The 16,831-nt window shown below is 71.6% G+C and carries 10 protein-coding genes; 4 read left to right on the forward strand and 6 right to left on the reverse strand.

The features are described 5' to 3' along the window. The first annotated feature begins 81 nt into the window (after positions 1-81). Positions 82-1,767, forward strand: coding sequence for a carbohydrate binding domain-containing protein (locus ABZV42_RS10185; protein WP_355982746.1), 1,686 nt, complete (start codon positions 82-84; stop codon positions 1,765-1,767). Positions 1,768-1,866: 99 nt separating this feature from the next. Here ABZV42_RS10185 and ABZV42_RS10190 read toward each other — a convergent pair whose 3' ends face one another. From ABZV42_RS10190 to ABZV42_RS10205, 4 genes are all read right to left on the reverse strand, one after another. Next, positions 1,867-4,623 carry a bifunctional YncE family protein/alkaline phosphatase family protein gene (locus tag ABZV42_RS10190; RefSeq protein ID WP_356051537.1) on the reverse strand — a complete coding sequence of 919 codons (2,757 nt, stop codon included), beginning with the start codon at positions 4,621-4,623 and terminating at the stop codon, positions 1,867-1,869. Between the two features lie 4 nt (positions 4,624-4,627). Then, entirely contained in the window at positions 4,628-6,013 is a 1,386-nt protein-coding gene (locus ABZV42_RS10195) for an ABC transporter permease (RefSeq protein ID WP_355982742.1), read from the reverse strand. After that, positions 6,010-6,951: an ABC transporter ATP-binding protein gene (locus ABZV42_RS10200; protein ID WP_355982740.1), complete on the reverse strand. Its 942-nt coding sequence runs from the start codon at positions 6,949-6,951 to the stop codon at positions 6,010-6,012. The genes ABZV42_RS10195 and ABZV42_RS10200 overlap by 4 nt, the downstream gene beginning before the upstream one ends. A gap of 199 nt (positions 6,952-7,150) precedes the next feature. After that, positions 7,151-8,488, reverse strand: a complete 1,338-nt coding sequence (locus ABZV42_RS10205) for a 6-phospho-beta-glucosidase (RefSeq protein WP_355982738.1) — start codon at positions 8,486-8,488, stop codon at positions 7,151-7,153. 399 nt (positions 8,489-8,887) lie between these two features. Between ABZV42_RS10205 and ABZV42_RS10210 the strand changes: the two genes are divergently transcribed. Beyond that, positions 8,888-9,670: an IclR family transcriptional regulator gene (locus ABZV42_RS10210; RefSeq protein WP_355982736.1), complete on the forward strand. Its 783-nt coding sequence runs from the start codon at positions 8,888-8,890 to the stop codon at positions 9,668-9,670. A gap of 121 nt (positions 9,671-9,791) precedes the next feature. On the opposite strand, the gene ABZV42_RS10215 is transcribed toward ABZV42_RS10210, so the two are convergent. After that, the gene (locus tag ABZV42_RS10215; RefSeq protein ID WP_355982734.1) at positions 9,792-12,500 is read right to left on the reverse strand and encodes an FAD/NAD(P)-binding protein; all 2,709 of its coding nucleotides are present in this window, start codon (positions 12,498-12,500) and stop codon (positions 9,792-9,794) included. Positions 12,501-12,811: 311 nt separating this feature from the next. On the opposite strand from ABZV42_RS10215, the gene ABZV42_RS10220 reads away from it, so the two are divergent. Together ABZV42_RS10220 and ABZV42_RS10225 are read left to right on the forward strand one after the other, a co-directional pair. Then, entirely contained in the window at positions 12,812-14,107 is a 1,296-nt protein-coding gene (locus ABZV42_RS10220) for an Ig-like domain-containing protein (protein WP_356051539.1), read from the forward strand. Positions 14,108-14,348: 241 nt separating this feature from the next. Then, complete coding sequence (locus ABZV42_RS10225) at positions 14,349-15,752, forward strand: glycoside hydrolase family 16 protein (RefSeq protein WP_355982730.1); 1,404 nt, start codon at positions 14,349-14,351, stop codon at positions 15,750-15,752. A gap of 73 nt (positions 15,753-15,825) precedes the next feature. On the opposite strand, the gene ABZV42_RS10230 is transcribed toward ABZV42_RS10225, so the two are convergent. Then, positions 15,826-16,734 (reverse strand): AraC family transcriptional regulator, encoded by a 909-nt coding sequence (locus ABZV42_RS10230; protein WP_355982728.1) that lies wholly within the window; start codon positions 16,732-16,734, stop codon positions 15,826-15,828. Positions 16,735-16,831 lie beyond the last annotated feature (97 nt).

Consider the following 16,831-nt stretch of genomic DNA (forward strand, 5'->3'; position numbering starts at 1 on the left):
CGGGATTGGTCCATACCAACTTGGTTGCGCACCTCTCTGCACTCCCGAACACCCCCATATCTCCAGGGAGATCGCGTGCGCATGACCATGCTCAGACGTTCCAGACATCGTTTCCTCGCCCTGCTGGGCACGGCCGCGCTGGCCCTCGCCGGCGCGGTCGCCCTGCCGGGCACGGCCGAGGCGGCCAACATCCTGTCCAACCCCGGCTTCGAGACGGGCAGCCTCTCCCCCTGGTCCTGCTCCGGCAACCTGGGTTCGATCGTCTCCAGCCCCGTCCACGGGGGCTCCAAAGCCCTTGCAGGGGCGGCGAGTTCGAGCGACAACGCACAGTGCAGCCAGACCGTCTCGGTCCAGCCGAACACGACGTACAGCCTCTCCGGCTGGGTGCGCGGCAGCTACGTCTACCTCGGTGTGGACGGCGGTGCCTCGACCTGGACGACGTCCCCGTCGGCGTACAGCCAGCTCACCGTGTCCTTCACCACCGGCGCCTCGCAGACCAGCGCCAAGATCTACCTCCACGGCTGGTACGCGCAGGGCACCTACTACGCCGACGACGTCAGCCTCGACGGACCCGGCGGCGGTGGCGGCGGAACCGACACCCAGGCTCCGAGCGCACCCACCAACCTCACGTCCACCGGCAAGAGTTCCTCCAGCGTGTCGCTGTCGTGGGGCGCGTCGAGCGACAACGTCGGCGTCACGGCGTACGACATCTACAGCGGCTCCAACAAGCTGCTCAGTGTGTCGGGTACGAGTGGCACGGTCGGCGGGCTGTCCGCGAGCACCGCGTACTCGTTCACCGTCAAGGCGCGCGACGCGGCCGGGAACACCTCCGCGGCCTCCAACTCCGTGAGCGTCACGACGGACGCGGGCGGCGGGGGCGGCGGCGGCTTCAAACAGGCCGCTCCCTATCTGTACGAGGGCTGGGGCGACCCCCCGAACCCGACCACGGTGATGAGCGCGACCGGGATCAAGTGGTTCACGATGGCGTTCGTGCTGGACTCCGGAGGCTGCACGCCGGCCTGGGACGGCAGCCGTGCGCTGACCGGCGGTGTCGACCAGAGCGCCATCAACCAGATCCGTTCCGCGGGCGGTGACATCGTCCCGTCGTTCGGCGGCTGGCAGGGCAGCAAGCTCGGCGCCAACTGCTCCTCGGCGGGCGCTCTCTCCGGCGCTCTCCAGAAGGTGATCGACGCCTACGGCCTCAAGGCGATCGATATGGACATCGAGAACACCGACGAGTTCGAGAACGAGGCCGTCCAGGCGAAGATCCTGACCGCGCTGAAGACCGTCAAGGCCAACAACCCCGGCCTGAAGACGATCGTCACGTTCGGCACCTCGACGACCGGCCCGACCTACTACGGCAACCGGCTCATCGAGCAGGCGCAGTCCCTGAACGCGAACATCGACGTCTTCACGATCATGCCGTTCGACTTCGGCGGCGGCTCCGACATGTACGGCAACACGGTCAACGCCGCCGAGGGGCTGAAGACCAAGCTGAAGTCGACGTTCGGCTGGGACGACGCCACGGCCTACTCCCACATCGGCATCTCCGGCATGAACGGTCTCTCCGACCAGCAGGAGAACACGACGCCCGCGATCTGGACGTCGATCCGTGACTGGGCCAACTCCCATCACATCGCCCGGCTCGCCTACTGGTCGGTCAACCGCGACCGGTCCTGCCCCGGAGGCGGCGTGGTGAGCAACTGCTCCGGCATCAGCCAGAGCACCTGGCAGTTCACGTCGATCACGGCCGGCTTCACGGGCTGACGACGGCGGGAACGACGAGAACACGATGGGCCGCCCGGACCTCGTCCGGGCGGCCCATCGCGTCGCGCGCGTACGTGAGTTGTGGGTTGTCCGCCGTGGTCAGCCGTCGGACTCCGACGACGGGAGGTAGGCGCCCGGCACGTCCTGCGGCGCGAAGACCGTGTGCTCACCGGGGTACGGCTCGGTCCACCCGTGCGTCTGGTACCAGGTGAAGTGGTTCATCTGCGCGGGGTTGGCGAAGTCCGGGATCGCGTTGGGCCCGGTGAGCCGCTGGTGCGACTTCCAGGTGTCCCACTTCGCCGCGAGCGCCCGCTTGTCCGCCGGCACCTTCGCCGACGGCACGGGCGCCGCCGCCGGGTCCTGCGGCGCCGGGGTGTCCAGACCGCAGGAGGGCGCGGTCTTGAGGCCGTCGGTCAGCGAGGTCCGGTTGGGCAGCGCCGTGAACGGCGTGAGGTCCGGGTGCCGGGTGAACGCGGCGCTCATCGGGGTGGCCGCGCTGTCCTTCTGGTTCATGGGGTGGACCCCGAGGATCTGCTCGATGGTCCGGATCAGCGTGATCTGCGAGTAGTAGTGGCTGTCGACGACGCCGTGCCGAGCCCAGGGGCTGATGATCTGGATCGGGGCGCGGTGGCCGTCGACGTGGTCGAGGCCTGCCTGGGAGTCGTCCTCGACGACGAAGATCGCCGAGTCCTTCCAGTACTTGCTGTGCGAGATCTCGTCGACGATCCTGCCGGTGGCGAGGTCGTTGTCCGCCACCTGGGCGGCCGCGTTCGCCGGACCGCCGGTGTGGTCGCTGGAGAGCCAGAACATGTTCAGGTTCGCCGGACCGTTCTTCTCGAAGTCACGCTTCCAGATCTCCTCCCGGTAGATGTCCGGGACGCTGGTGTCGAACTTCGCGAAGCCGTGCACGGACACGTCGTTGAGCGACGGGATCGGCGAGGACGAGTTCAGGGTGTACGCGCTGTCCTGGCCCGTCGAGGCCATGTTCCTGGAGTCGCAGTACAGGTTCTGCCAGTCGGCGTCCGCCGGCTTGGTGAGGAACTGCTGGAACTCACCGAAGTCACGGGCCGAGTTGCCCGCCGCCTGCGCTCCGGTCCACAGGAAGCCGGTCCGCTGGTGGCCGAGGGCGTCGTCCTCGGTGTCGTAACTGCGCGCGTACTCACCGGCGGAGGACTCGGTGTACTCCGGATCGTCCGCCTGCATCAGCCAGTTGTGGCCCTCGGCGGAGTTCGTGCCGATGTCGTAGGTGTTGTCGTACAACCCGAACTGCCTCGCCATGGCGTGCTGGTTGGGGGTCACGTTCTCGCCGAACTGGGCCAGCGAAGGATCACCGTTGCCTTCGGGGACGTCCCCGAAGACCTGGTCGTAGGTGCGGTTCTCCTTGACGAGCAGGAAGACGTGTTTGATCGTCGAGGGTTCGCCGAGCCGCAGCGGGACGGGGACAGGCTTCGCGTGGCTCTTGCCCTTGGACCGGGCGACCGATCCGGCCGTCCAGCCGTTCTGCCGGAAGACCTTGGCCGTCCGGGCCCGCACGACACTGTCGTCGGGCAGGGTGAACCGCTGCACGCTCGACGTCGTGTCGTGGGTGGCGTGCCCGGCTGCGGTGGTGGTCCGGCGGGCGTCGACGCCACGGGTGTTGGAGACGACGATGTCCTTGCCGACGGAGGCGATCTCCGCGGGGAAGTAGTCCGTCGGGAGCAGGCCGATGTAGCGGACCGGATCCTGCGGGGACCGGTACCGGTACACGGCGACGGCGTTGGCGCGGCCGAGCGTCACCAGCAGATGGCCGTCGTCGGTGAGCGTCACCGCGTCGGGCTCGTAGCCCACCGAGGCCTCGGGCCACGGCTGGGTCGCGATGGTCTGGACGACCTTGTTCCTGGTGGTGTCGACGACCGACACGTCGTTGGTGGCGGTGTTGGTGACGAACAGCGCCCTGCCCCTGGCGTACAGGGCGGTCGGGTGCAGTCCGACGGGGATGCTCGCGACGGCGGCGGCCGGGTCCGCCAGATCGATGACGCTGACGGTGCCGGTGGTGGTGGCCGCGGTGACCGGGTCGGCCGGCACCTGCGTGTCGTACGAGTTGATCGTGGTGTCGCCGGCCCGCGCCGGGCGCCCGCCCTCGTTGCTGACGTAGAGCTTGTCGCCCACCTGGGCCAGATCGCGCGGGGCGTTGCCGACGCTCCAGCTCTGCCGGACGGTCCCGGTGGCCGCGTCGATGGCGACCACCCGGTTCTGTCCGTTGACCGCGGAGTACACGGTCGAGCCGTCCGGCGAGAACACGGCCGCGCCCACGAGTGCGTGCTTGGTCCCGTCGGCGGCGATCGGGACGAACACCGGGCTGGTGACGCTGCCGTCCGCGGCCACGGTGAACCGGGTGTAGCCGTCGGTCTGGCCGAGCCAGAGCTGCGAGCCGTCGGGCGAGTAGCTCGGGCCTTCCTGGCCCACGCTGTTGCCGCTGATGCGCGGGACGGAGGAGGCGGAGCTGCTGACGAGCTGCTGCACCTTCCAGCTCTTCAGGTCGACGATCGACAGGGCGCTGCCGCCGTCGGTGACCGAGGCCGCGAGGTGGGTGCCGTCCGGGCTGACCGAGGACGACATGATCTTGCCGTTCTGGAGGACGAGCCGGTCACCGTACGGGGCGATGTACTGGTCACTGGAGACGACCTGGCCGCGATCGGTGACCTGGCCGACCTGGTCGGTGCCGAACTGGTGTGTCTGGGCGAAGGCCGCCCCGGCGGCGACGAGGGCGAGCGCGGTGGTGCCCACCGTCACCAGAGGTATCCGCCGTCCGCCGTGTCTGCCGAACGGGCTCGATCGTCCCTTCTTCTCACTCCGTCGGCGACGCGTTACCTGCATGGAGTCATCCCTTCGAGGTGGCGAGCAGGTCGACATTGCCGTCGAACTGCCAGAGCGGGTTCGGTGCGTCCCCGGTCGGGGTGCGGACGAGGAAGTAGCCGTTCACCTCCTTCGGTCCGTCGCCGTCCGCCATGAATCGGCCGTCCGGGGTGATGTCGAGCTGGTAGACGGCCGTCCCCACGGCATCAACGCCGGGAAGGTGCCAGGAGACGACACAGCGCCAGTCGTTGCCCGGCCCCTCGGCGGCGACCTTGACGCTGCCCTTGTCGCAGTCCGCCGTGACCTTCAGCTGCGCCTCCGTCACGGCGGGGCGGTTGAGCTGACGGGTCTGGAGCCGGTAGAGGTGGGCGAACGCGGTCGCGGCCGAGCGCTGCACCTTGTCCTGTTCGATCCCGGAGCCCGTCGCCCCCGTCGCGCCACCGACGGTCACGGCCGTCACGGCGGCCAGCGCGACGAGCGGCAGGACGCCGGCGGCGACCGCGCCGCGGCCCGAGCCGTCGTGGGCCGCGTCGGTGAAGTCCCGCCGCATGAAGAGCAGATAGGCCGACACGGTCGCGGTCACCGCCCACAGCAGGCTGACCGCGACGCCGATCAGGAGCGGGCCGAGCTGCGCGGGGCTGGTGAACAGACCGCTCCAGGCGATGAAGGCGTAGCTCGGCAGGGAGAGTCGCACGGCGACGGGGAGCGGCATCATCTGGGCTAGCTGCATCGCGAGAGCGACGACGGCGGGCAGCAGCAGGCCCATCGGGGACCGGCCCAAGGTGATGGAGCCGAGCAGTCCGACCGCGGCCAGGGCCAGGGTCGGCGCGAGGACGCAGACCCAGGCGAGCAGAACCCTGCCGGCTGCGTCGGCCGGTGTCAGCAGGTGGCCGTCGAGGCCCACGAGCGGCCGGTCGCCGACCGCCACGGCCCCGCCGGCCGAGCTGGAGGCGACGAGTCCGGCCACGAGCAGCAGGATGACCGTCAGGCCGGCCAGGGCCTTCGCGGCGAAGATCCGGCGCGGCGACCGGACCGCCACGAGCAGATGGCGCCAGGTGCCGAGCCGGTCCTCGGAGGCGAACACGTCGCCGGCGACGACCGAGGTCAGCAGCGGCAGGGCCCAGGTGCCCGCGAAGCCGAGCATGACCAGTGCTCCGGCCCACCCGGTGGCGTGCATCCAGCGTCCGAAGAGGGTGTCGACGGGGAGGGTGCTCTGCCCGCTGACCGCGGCGACGAAGAGCGCGGGCACGATCCAGCAGGCGAGAACCAGCAGCCGGATCCGCCACTGCGAGACGAGTTTGACCAGTTCGAAACGGTAGACGCGGGCGACCGGGACACGAGGGGCGTCGGTGACGTCCTCGTCCGGGCCGTTCGCTTCGAGGCCGGCGTCCTCGGCGACGGTCGCGGTCATCCGCCGTTCTCCTTCTGCTCGGTGAGGGCGAGGAACGCGGCTTCGAGGGGAGACACCACGGGGGCGAGCTCGCGCAGCGCGATGCCCGCGCCCACGAGCCGCGCCACCAGTTCGTCGACGGCGGGCACGAGCGCCCGTACGACGAGCACGTCGGTGTCGTGCCGTGGCGCGGTCTCGTCGACGATCCGGATCCCGGCCGTGCCGAGGGCCAGCGGGCGGGCGGCCCGCGGGTCGGAGGTGAGCAGCCGGTAGTCGAGTTCGCGGTTCTCGGCGGCCAGCTTGCTCAGCGGGCCGGAGAAGACGACCCGTCCGGTCGCGAGGATGGTGGCCTCGGAACACAGGGCCTGGAGGTCGTCCATGCGGTGGCTGGAGAGGACGACCGCGGTCCCGTTCTCGGCGAGCCGGCCGAGGACACCGTGCACATGGCGTTTGCCCGCCGGGTCCAGGCCGTTGGACGGTTCGTCGAGCACGAGCAGCCGGGGCCGGGTGAGCAGGGCGGCGGCGAGGCCGAGCCGCTGACGCATGCCCAGGGAGTAGCCGCGGGCCGGGTCGTCGGCGACGTCGGTGAGCCCGACCTGGCCGAGCACGTCGTCGACCCCGGCGCCGCGCGCGCCGCGGCCGCGCAGCGCGGCCAGGGCGGCGAGGTTCTGCCGGGCGGTGAGCGAGGGGTAGAGGCCGGGTCCGTCGACGAAGCCGGCGACACCGCCGGGGGCGGCGAGTGCCCGCCCGATCGGGGTGCCGAGGATCTCCAGACGGCCTTCGTCGGCGACGGCCAGGCCCAGCAGCAGACCGAGCAGGGTCGTCTTGCCTGCGCCGTTCGGTCCGGCCAGGCCGTGGATCTGACCGCGTGCCACATCCAGATCGACGCCGTCGAGTGCCACGACGTCGCCGAAGCACTTGGTGATCCCGCGAGCCCGGACGGCGAGAGGTCTGTCCATGAGTCCCTTCCTCCGAAGCACTCGACGCACTCGAAGCACTCAGGGACCTTAGGGACGCTACACAACGCGGGCACAGTCGCCCGGCTGAACACGCAGGAAACGGATCGTCAAGGCGTCGGCAAGTCCGGTGCGCAAAGCGGGCGTCATCGGGAGGGACCCGGGCGGCGTCCGCGGGTGCCGGGTCCCACTCGATCGCGCCCTACCGCAGATAGGCCAGACCCGGGTGTACGGCCGTGTAGCCGTCGACGAGCGCGCGCGCCACGGCGACCGAGTCGACGAGCGGGTGCAGGGCGAAGGCCTTCACCGCGGTCGTACGGGAGCCCGAACCGGCGGCGGAGAGCACCTCCCGTTCCACGGCCTTGACCGAGCAGACCAGTCCGGTGGCGTGGCCCGGCAGCGGATCGACGGCGACGGGGTGCGCGCCGTTGGCGTCCACCAGGCACGGCACCTCGATGACGGCCTCGGCGTCGAGGACGCCGAGTGTGCCGCGGTTGCGGACGTTGAGGATCAGGGTGGTCCGTTCGTCGCGGGCGATGGCCCGCATCAGGGCGAGCGCCACCTTCTCGTAGCCGCCGGAGAGGTCGTCCTCCTCGCGCTCCCCGGCACCGGCGGCGTCCCGGTTCTCCGCCATGTACGTGGCCTCGCGCTCGGCCCGGGTGCGTTCCCACGCCCTCAGGGCCACCGTGTCCGGGTGCTTCATCTCCTCGTAGAAACCGCCCTGTTGGTCCCGCAGGAACGCGCCGCGCGTCTTCTCGGCCCGCTGGTAGGCGTGGACGGTCTCGCGGTTGAAGTAGTAGTAGTGCAGGTATTCGTTGGGCACGGCGCCGAGCGACCGGAGCCACTCCGGGCCGAAGAGCCGCCCCTCCTCGAAGGAGCCGAGAAGGGCGGGGTCGGCGAGCAGCCGCGGGAGTTCGTCGCGGCCCGCGACCCGCAGACCGCGCACCCAGCCGAGGTGGTTGAGCCCGACGTAGTCGATCCAGGCCTCGCGCGGGTTCGCGCCGAGGACCTTGGCGATGCGGCGCCCGAGACCGACCGGCGAGTCGCAGATGCCGATGACACGGTCGCCGAGGTGGCGGGACATGGCTTCGGTGACCAGTCCGGCCGGGTTGGTGAAGTTGATGACCCAGGCGTCCGGCGCGAGCCGGGCCACGCGCCGCGCGATGTCCACGGCGACGGGCACGGTGCGCAGGCCGTACGCGATGCCCCCGGCGCCGACCGTCTCCTGGCCGAGGACGCCTCGGGCGAGGGCGACCCGCTCGTCCGCCGCACGCCCCTCCAGACCGCCGACGCGGATGGCGGAGAAGACGAAGTCGGCGCCGCGCAGGGCCTCGTCGAGGTCGGTGGTGACGGTCACCTCCGGTGCGTCGGGGTCCCCGGCCGCCTGCTCGGCAAGGACGCGGGCCACGGCCGAGAGCCGTCCCGCGTCGAGGTCGTGCAGCACGACCCGGGTGACACGGCCCTCGGCCCGGTCCCCGAGGAGTGCCCCGTACACGAGCGGGACACGGAATCCGCCGCCGCCCAGAATGGTCAGCCTCACGCAAGTACCACCTTCGCAGTTCGTACGGGGACACAGGCCGCGCGCCGCGGGAGCACGCCACGACCACCTGGTTCACCCGTGTCTTCCAGGGAGCAGCGTGCCATCGCCTCCACGGACCGGCCCGTCATCACCACGTCACGTCCCCGGCCCGGGGCCCCTGCCACCCTTCGCCGTTGTGTCGAAATGGTGCTTCGCCGTTCGGCACATGACTCTGTCCGACCGTGTGGGTCCCCGACGCGGAAGGCCGACGATGAACCCGGAGGAGCGCTGCGGCCGGGCGTTGTCGGCCGGGAGCGGCCATGGCAGTCGTCGGCGATTGCCGCCGTCCGGCCCCTACGGCATGGTGGGTCCCCACGCCCGAACCGCCCCCGTCCGGGGTCAGGCCGCAGGGAGCCGGTCATGGCAGGTCGCGAGCATGCCGCCCGGTCCGCTTCCGGCCGCCTCCTCGCCGTGCTCGGCGCCTTCGACCACGAGCACACGGCGCTGTCCCTGACGGACATAGGCCGCCGGGCCGGCCTCAGTCTCAGCACCGCCCACCGGCTGGTGGCCGCGCTGACCGGGTGGGGCGCGCTGGAGCGTGACGTGAACGGCGTCTATCACGTGGGCCTGCGGCTGTGGGAGCTCGCGGCGCTCGCCCCGCGCGGCCTCGCGCTGCGCCAGCTCGCCCTGCCGTTCCTGGAGGACCTGTACGAAGCGACGCACGAGAACGTGCAGTTGGCGGTCATGGACGGCACCGAGGTCGTCTACACCGAGTGGATCGCGGGGCGTTCGTCGGTCGGTGTACGCATTCAGGTCGGCGCCCGCTGGCCGCTGCACGCGACGGGCGTCGGACTCGCGCTGCTCGCGTACACGCCGTCCGCCCTCCAGGACGCCTACTGCAATGGGCCGTTGGCCGCCTACACCCCGTACACGATCACGGATCCGGACCGTCTGCGCCGTGCGCTGGCCGAAGTGCGGCGTACGGGCGTGGCGGTGAGCAGCCGTCAGGTCACCGACGACGCGCTGTCGGTGGCCGCCCCGGTGCGCGGCGCGGACGGTTCGGTCGTGGCCGCCGTGTCGCTCGTCGTGCCCTGGGTCGAGGCCCGGGTACCGGCGTTGGTCCCGGCGGTGCGGCTGGCGGCCCGGGGCATCTCCCGGTCTCTGGGCTGGCGCCCGGCACCCCGGACGGAGCCGCACGCCTGACGCCGGCGCGAAGAGAGCCCGCGCATCCGGGCCGCCCGTTCCGCAGCCGCCGCTTCTGATCCCGCCCCCGCCAGGCCCTCCCTTTCCGGCCCACGCCTTCTGGGCCCGCCCGGCACCCCCCTCAGTCGCGCAGCGCTGCCAGCAGGCGCCGGTCCCGGGGTGCGTGGCCGCGGTCGAGGCGGGTGTCCAGGAGGCGGCGGGCCGCCTCGCAGCGGCCACCCGCGACCAGGGCGTACAGCAGTGTCTCCTCGACGACCTCGCGCTGGGCGGCGCTGCCGCCGACCCGGCCGAGGACCGGCAGGAGCGCGCCCAGACCCTGGGCGGCCTCGTGGAAACGCTCCTCGACGAGGGCGGCGAGTGCCTCGCACAGGGGGACGACGACCTCGCGCTGCACCGGGTCGGCGCCGGCGCAGTGGTCGCGCAGCCGGCGCAGTGCCGCGAGATCACCGGCGGCGGTGAGCGCGACGGCGGCGTGCAGCGCGGTGAAGGCGGTCGCCGGGCGTTCCACGATCTCGCGGGCGACGCTGTCGAGCACGTCCGCCGCGGGCACCGGCCCCCGCCAGCTGTCGCTGAGCCGGGCCCGCCACAGCAGCGACCCCGAGTCGACCAGGGCGCGTACGCCGGTCACGCGTCCCGGCGCGAGCTGGGCGAACCAGCGTCTGCGGACGGCGGCGGGATCGTCCAGGGCCAGTTCGTGCAGGGCGATGTGCCAGGAGAAGTGGGCGCGGTGGACGGCGCCCCGTCCGTGCCCCGACACCCAGGCGTCCAGCCAGTCGCGGCCCGTCTCGTGGGCCCCCGACTCGTAGTGGACGTGGGCGAGGGCGTGCACGGCGTGTCCGGAGGCGGGCTCGTCGGCCAGGGCGCGCCCCGCCAGTTCGGCGGCCTCGTCGTGGCGGCCCTGGTCCTGGCGCAGGAAGGCGAGGAGCGAGGCCGGGAACCAGTGGCCGTCGTAGGCGGGCGAGGCACGCTCGACCAGGCTCGACGCGTACGCCGGGTCGAGGTCGTTGATGCCGGAGAAGGCGATGGTGGGCACGGCCGCGGCGAGCGCCAGCGCGTCGGCGGGGTGAATGGTCAGGTGCCCGAGCAGCGCACGGGCTCCGTCTTCGGGGCCCTCGCCGGTTACGCGGCGGGTCACCATGTCGACGAAGGAGCGTTCGCGCGCGTCGGCCCGTTCCCGCGCGCAGCGCCGCGCGTCGGCCAGCGCCCTGGGTACGTCGACGTCGGCGCCGCATTCGTGGCCGAGCAGGGCGAGGGCCGCGTGCCCGAGTGCGAAACCGGGGTCGAGGGCGACGGCCCGCGCGAAGGCGTCCTCGGCGCCGGCCCTGACCTTGAGGACCCGTTCGAGGCCGGTGCGGTGGGCGGCGGCCGCCTCGGCGTGGGTGGACAGCGGGAGCCCGTGGGTGTCGAGCGGCCGGCGGCGTACGGTGCGTGGCCGCGGTGACAGTGGCGCGAGCAGCAGCTCGGCCAGCTCGGCGGCCTGGACCCGGATCTCGGGGATCGCGGTGGTCTCCCAGAGTTCACCGCGCCGCGGAGCGCCCAGGGTGAACAGCGGGCGTCCGGCGCCGCCTTCGGCGTCGAGGAGCCGGCCGTCGCGGGTGGCGACGCCCAGGCCGAGCGGGCCGGGCACGGCGGCGCCCGCCTCGAACAACGAGCTCCACAGGGGGTCTTCGGGGCGCGGTCCAGGACCGGTGCAGTCGATCACCCAACCGGCCGTGACACGGCGCCCGTCGGTGAGGGTGAGCACCTCGGAGCCGTCCCGCCCGGGGACGGCTTCGGCGATCCTGCCGGTGTGCACGCGCAGGCGCCGGGCCGTGCGGGCGCGGTCCAGCGATTCGGCCGTCGTCGGCGCCATCCGGTGGCGGTGGGTGTTCCAGAGCGCGCCCTCGCTCCGCAGGAAGGCCGCGCGTTCCTCGGGTGTGAGGCTGCGCCACAGACGCGCGGTGTGCGGGCGGAGGCTGTCGAGGGCGGGGCGCCAGTCGCCGTGGGCGCGCACGGCGCGGCCGATGTGGCGGTAGACGGCCCGGCGCAGCGTGGACAGCGTCGGTGCGTCGAGCCCTTCGGGCGCGGCCATCGCCGGTGCGGGGCTCAGCGCGTGCGGCTGCGGCAGCAGACCGGTGCGGGAGAGGGCGTGCACGGTGCGTCCGGGGCGGTCGAGGCTGAGCGCGAGGTCGACCGCGGTGAGCCCGGTCCCCACCAGCAGGACGTCGTCGCTCGCGCCCGCCCGCAGGCCGCCCGCCGGTCGGGCGAGCGGTCCGTCGAGCGCCCCCGGTGCCCAGGGTGAACGGATGAACCGTTCGGAGGCGCGGAGCCGGGGCGGAGCCCAGTCGGCCGTCGTGGCGGCCGGTCCGGTGGCGAGGACCACGCTGTCGGCCGGCAGACTCGCCCCGTCGGCGAGCCGGAGCACCAGCCCGCCGTCCGGTCCGGGGACACAGGCCCGCGCCCTGGTCCGCAGCCGGTGCACGGTGACGATGCCGTGGGCGTGGACGATCGCCTGGCTCAGGGTGTCGGCGAGGTAGGCGCCGTACCGGTGGCGGGTGGCGAAGTCGGTTCCCCTGACGGTGGGTTCGCCGTGCCGGCACAGCCATCGGGTGAAGTGGCCCGGGTCGTCGGGATAGCAGCTCATGCCGCCCGCGGGCACGTTCAGCCGGTGCCGGGGGTCGGCCGTGGCGTAGGCGGTGCCGCGCCCGGCTTCGGGGGCGGGATCGACCAGGAAGAGGCCGAGGGGGGTACGGCGGCGGGTCGCCGTCTCGCAGAGCTGCACGGCGGTGAGCGTGCCGGCGGCGCCCGCTCCGACGATGGCCACGGTATGCCGCTCACGGGCTGGATTCACGGATGCCTCCGGCGTGGGTTGTCGCGGATCCGGCAAGCGGAACGTCTCCTTCGGTGCTGTGACCGGAGCGGGCCGAATGGCCTCCGGACGCGGACGGGGGATCTCACGGGAAAGCTCAGGGACCGGACGGGGCGCTTCATACTCTGTTCACAATTCGGGGCGGCCCGGCAACCGTGGATTCCGGCCGTCTCCGCGGGCGTCTTCACCGGAATCTCAGGCCGGTGCGGCCGGATTCAAAGAATCAACCCAGGAAAGTCCCGCAGGATGCACCGGCAGTGGTGGTGAGCGAAAGTACCGAGGAAAGGCGTTCCGTGGGCGTCCCTGAGATATCGAATCGGCCCGAGCATCCGGCGCGGGAGCCGGGCCGGGCGCAGCCGGGCGGGGGGCGTCGGGCCTGGTCACGGCGGGGAGTCCTCGCGGCCCTCGGCGCCGCCGTGCCGGCCGTCACGCTGAGCGGGTGCGGCGGCCCGGCAGGCGCCGCCGAGGGGAAGGACACGTCGGCGACCGGGTCCGCCGCGGCCCGGACGACGGCGAAGGCCCAGGTGAGGACGCCGACGGTCACCGTCTCTCCCGCCGACGGCACGAACAGGGCCGGCTTCGCCGCTCCGGTCGTGGTCTCCGTGGCGGACGGCACGCTGTCGTCGGTCGAGGTCTTCGGCAACGACGGTTCGACTCTGGCCGGATCCTTCGACGCCGGCCGCACGCGCTGGACCTCGTCCAGGAATCCGTACTCGGGCACCAAATACACGGTCACGGCGAAAGCGACGGGTGGCACGGAGCACACCTCGACGTTCGTCACGAAGTCCCCGGGCGAGACGTTCGCCGGCTATTTCACCCCCGAGGCGAATTCGACCTCGGGCGTCGGCATGCCCGTGTCGATCAACTTCACGAAGGCCGTGACGGACCGGGCGGCCGTGGAAAAGGCCGTCACGGTGACGGCGGAGCCCGCGGTCGAGGTGGTCGGCCACTGGTTCGGGAACACCCGGCTGGACTTCCGTCCCGCGGGATACTGGGCGGCGGGCACGAAGATCACGCTGAGCCTGCGCCTCAAGGACGTCGAGGGTACGGACGGCGTCTACGGCATCCAGTCCAAGGACGTCACCTTCCACATCGGCCGCCGCCAGGTGAGCACCGTGGACCTCGCGAAGAAGACCATGACGGTCGAGCGGGGCGGGAGCGTCCTCGCGCGCTACCCGGTCAGCGGCGGCGCCCCGGAGCACACCACCTGGTCCGGGATCATGGTGATCAGCGAGCGGTTCAAGGAGACCCGGATGGAGTCCTCGACGGTCGGGCTCGGCGACGAGTACGACATCGCGGACGTGCCGCACGCCCAGCGCCTGACCACCTCGGGCACCTTCATCCACGGCAACTACTGGGCCGCGCCCTCGGTCTTCGGCAGCGGCAACACCAGCCACGGCTGCGTCGGCCTGCACGACACGAAGGGCGCGGGCGACAGCTCCGTGGCGGGCTACCGGTTCTACGAGAGCTCGATGCTCGGTGACGTGGTGGTGGTCGAGGACTCGGGCGACCGGACCGTCGAACCGTCGAACGGACTGAACGGCTGGAACCTTTCGTGGGCCGACTGGAAGGCAGGGAGCGCCCTTTGACGGTCGCGCCCGCCAGGCGGGTGCCAACTGGGCATCATCGCAGGCCTGTTGGAACAACAGACTTCCTTCACGGTGTGAACTCCCGTACAGCGAAAGGACTTTCTCGGCTTCACCTCTTGACGACCGGAGTGACAGAGAGCACATTGGCCGCGCAGCTCCGTTGAGAGCGCTCTCAAATTTCCGTGGGAGCGCTCTCACACCCCACCCGCGCACCCCACACTCCGTACGCGAAGAGGCACCCATGAGTGAATCCCCCGGCACACCCGGACGCGGCTCCGTCCGGCGCGTGCTGATCGCCGTGCTCAGCACGCTGAGCCTGGCGGCGGCCGCCGCGACCGCGGCCACCCTCCCCGCCAACGCGTCCGCCCCCACACCCCCCACCGGCTGGTCCCAGGTCTTCGCCGACGACTTCTCCGGGGCGGCCGGGAACGGCGTCGACACCGCCAACTGGCAGTACACGACGGGCACCAGCTACCCGGGCGGGCCGGCCAACTTCGGTACCGGCGAGGTCGAGACGATGACCTCGAGCACCAGCAACGTCGCCCTGGACGGCAACGGCAACCTACTGATCACCCCGCGCCGCGACGCCTCGGGCAACTGGACCTCGGGCCGCATCGAGACCAAGCGCACCGACTTCGCGCCCCCCGCCGGCGGCAAGCTGCGCATGGAGGCGCGGCTCCAGATGCCGAACGTGACGGGCGCCGCCGCCAAGGGTTACTGGCCCGCCTTCTGGGCCCTGGGCGCGCCCTACCGCGGCAACTACCAGAACTGGCCGGGCGTCGGCGAACTGGACATCATGGAGAACGTCCAGGGCCTCAACACCGAGTGGGCCACGATGCACTGCGGCACCAGCCCGGGCGGCCCGTGCAACGAGACCAGCGGCATCGGCAACAACACGCCCTGTACGGGGACGACCTGCCAGGCCGGGTTCCACACCTACGCGATGGAGTGGGACCGGTCGACGAGCCCCGAGGAGGTCCGCTTCTACCTCGACGGCGTCAACTTCCACACGGTGAAGGCGAACCAGGTCGACGCGACCACCTGGGCGAACGCCACCAACCACGGCTACTTCATGATCCTGAACGTGGCCATGGGCGGCGGCTTCCCCGGCGCCTTCGGCGGCGGCCCCGACAGCGGCACGGAGCCCGGTCACCCGCTCGTCGTCGACTACGTCCAGGTCCTCCAGTCGGCCGGCAGCGGTGGCGGCGGGACCACTCCCCCGCCCACCGGCAACCGTGACGCCTACAGCGCCGTCCAGGCCGAGTCCTACGACAGCCAGAGCGGCGTCGTCACCGAGACCACCACTGACTCCGGCGGCGGCCAGGACATCGGCACGATCGCGAACGGCGACTACGCGGTGTACAAGGGCGTCAACTTCGGTTCCTCCGCGGCCACCCAGTTCTACGGCCGGGTCGCCAGCGGCGCGGCGGGCGGGGTCAGCGGTCTGGTCGAGGTGCGCCTCGACAGCCGTACGAGCACACCGGTCGCCAGCTTCGCGCTGGCCAACACCGGCGGCTGGCAGTCCTGGAAGACCGTGCCCGCGAACATGAGCTCGGTGACCGGGACCCACGACGTCTATCTGACCTTCACCAGCGGCCAGCCGGCGGACTTCGTGAACGTCAACTGGTTCAACTTCGGGCACTGAGACAGCATCTGACGAAGAGCCATTCGCCGTACGACGGCGGCTGAGCGGGGCGGGCCCACAAGGTCCGTCCCGCTCAGCGCAGTTCGGCCCGGAAGGCCACCGGGGTCGCCCCCGTGTGCTGGTGGAAGAACTTCGAGAAGTTGGCCGAGTCCGGGAAACCGACGGCGGCCCCGACGCGCCCGATCGGCAGGTCCGTGTGGGCGAGAAGCCGTTTGGCCTCCAGGACGACCCGTTTGTCGATGAAGCCCTTGGGCGTCTCGCCGGTGGCGGCGCGCACCGCGCGCACCAGGGTGCGCCGTGAGTATCCGAGGGCGTCCGCGTAGGCGCTGACGCTGTGGTTGACGGCGAAGTCCTTCTCGACCGCGCTCCGGAAACGCGTGAACGTGGTGTCCCTGTGCTCGTGGGCCGCCTCGCCGGAGCTCGCCGCGAGGTGGGCGAGGCGGAGCAGGAACGCGGTGAGCGAGTGCCGCAGCACCGAGGTGTGCAGGCTGAGCGGCAGTGTGGTCGTGTCGACGTACTCGCGCTCCAACTGGGTGAGCGAGTGTTGCAGTGCGGCCAGCCGGGCGGCGTCGGGACGCAGCAGCGGGGGCAGGTCGTAGCGGTAGAGGCCGGTCGCCTCGACGGTCGCGCGGGGCAGGAATCCGGGCTGCATGGTCAGGACGGTGCCGCGATACGGGCCGGTGCTGGAGAAGCGGTGCACCTGACCCGGCCGGATCCACAGGATGTCGCCCGCGTGGGCCTCGTACTCGGCGAAGTCGATCATGTGCCGTACGGGCCCCTCGTCGAAGAGCATCACGACGTGGAAGTCGATGCGGTGCACGCGTTCCAGCGGGGCGTCCGCGTGCCAGGTGCGCCCGGACCCCATCGCGCCGACCTGCATGCCCACGCCGGACAGGCTCAGATCAGCGGGAAAGGGAAAGGTCCTGATCCCGTCCTGGACGCCTTCACCGCCGGTGCCGCCTTGGGTTGTTCTGTCGCTCATGTCCTTCTCGCGTCGGCTCGCCACGGCTCCATGTGTCCCACTTTCACCGAAGGCTGACACACGGACACCTTCCCCAACAAAAGTCTGACTTTTAGGT

The organism is Streptomyces sp. NPDC005281, assembly GCF_040607495.1.
GTDB lineage: Bacteria > Actinomycetota > Actinomycetes > Streptomycetales > Streptomycetaceae > Streptomyces.

Coding starts and splice junctions, on each gene's coding strand:
- ABZV42_RS10185 (WP_355982746.1), top strand. CDS start 82: ATGACCATGCTCAGACGTTCCAGACATCGTTTCCTCGCCCTGCTGGGC.
- ABZV42_RS10190 (WP_356051537.1), bottom strand. CDS start 4,623: ATGCAGGTAACGCGTCGCCGACGGAGTGAGAAGAAGGGACGATCGAGC.
- ABZV42_RS10195 (WP_355982742.1), bottom strand. CDS start 6,013: ATGACCGCGACCGTCGCCGAGGACGCCGGCCTCGAAGCGAACGGCCCG.
- ABZV42_RS10200 (WP_355982740.1), bottom strand. CDS start 6,951: ATGGACAGACCTCTCGCCGTCCGGGCTCGCGGGATCACCAAGTGCTTC.
- ABZV42_RS10210 (WP_355982736.1), top strand. CDS start 8,888: ATGGCAGGTCGCGAGCATGCCGCCCGGTCCGCTTCCGGCCGCCTCCTC.
- ABZV42_RS10225 (WP_355982730.1), top strand. CDS start 14,349: ATGAGTGAATCCCCCGGCACACCCGGACGCGGCTCCGTCCGGCGCGTG.
- ABZV42_RS10230 (WP_355982728.1), bottom strand. CDS start 16,734: ATGAGCGACAGAACAACCCAAGGCGGCACCGGCGGTGAAGGCGTCCAG.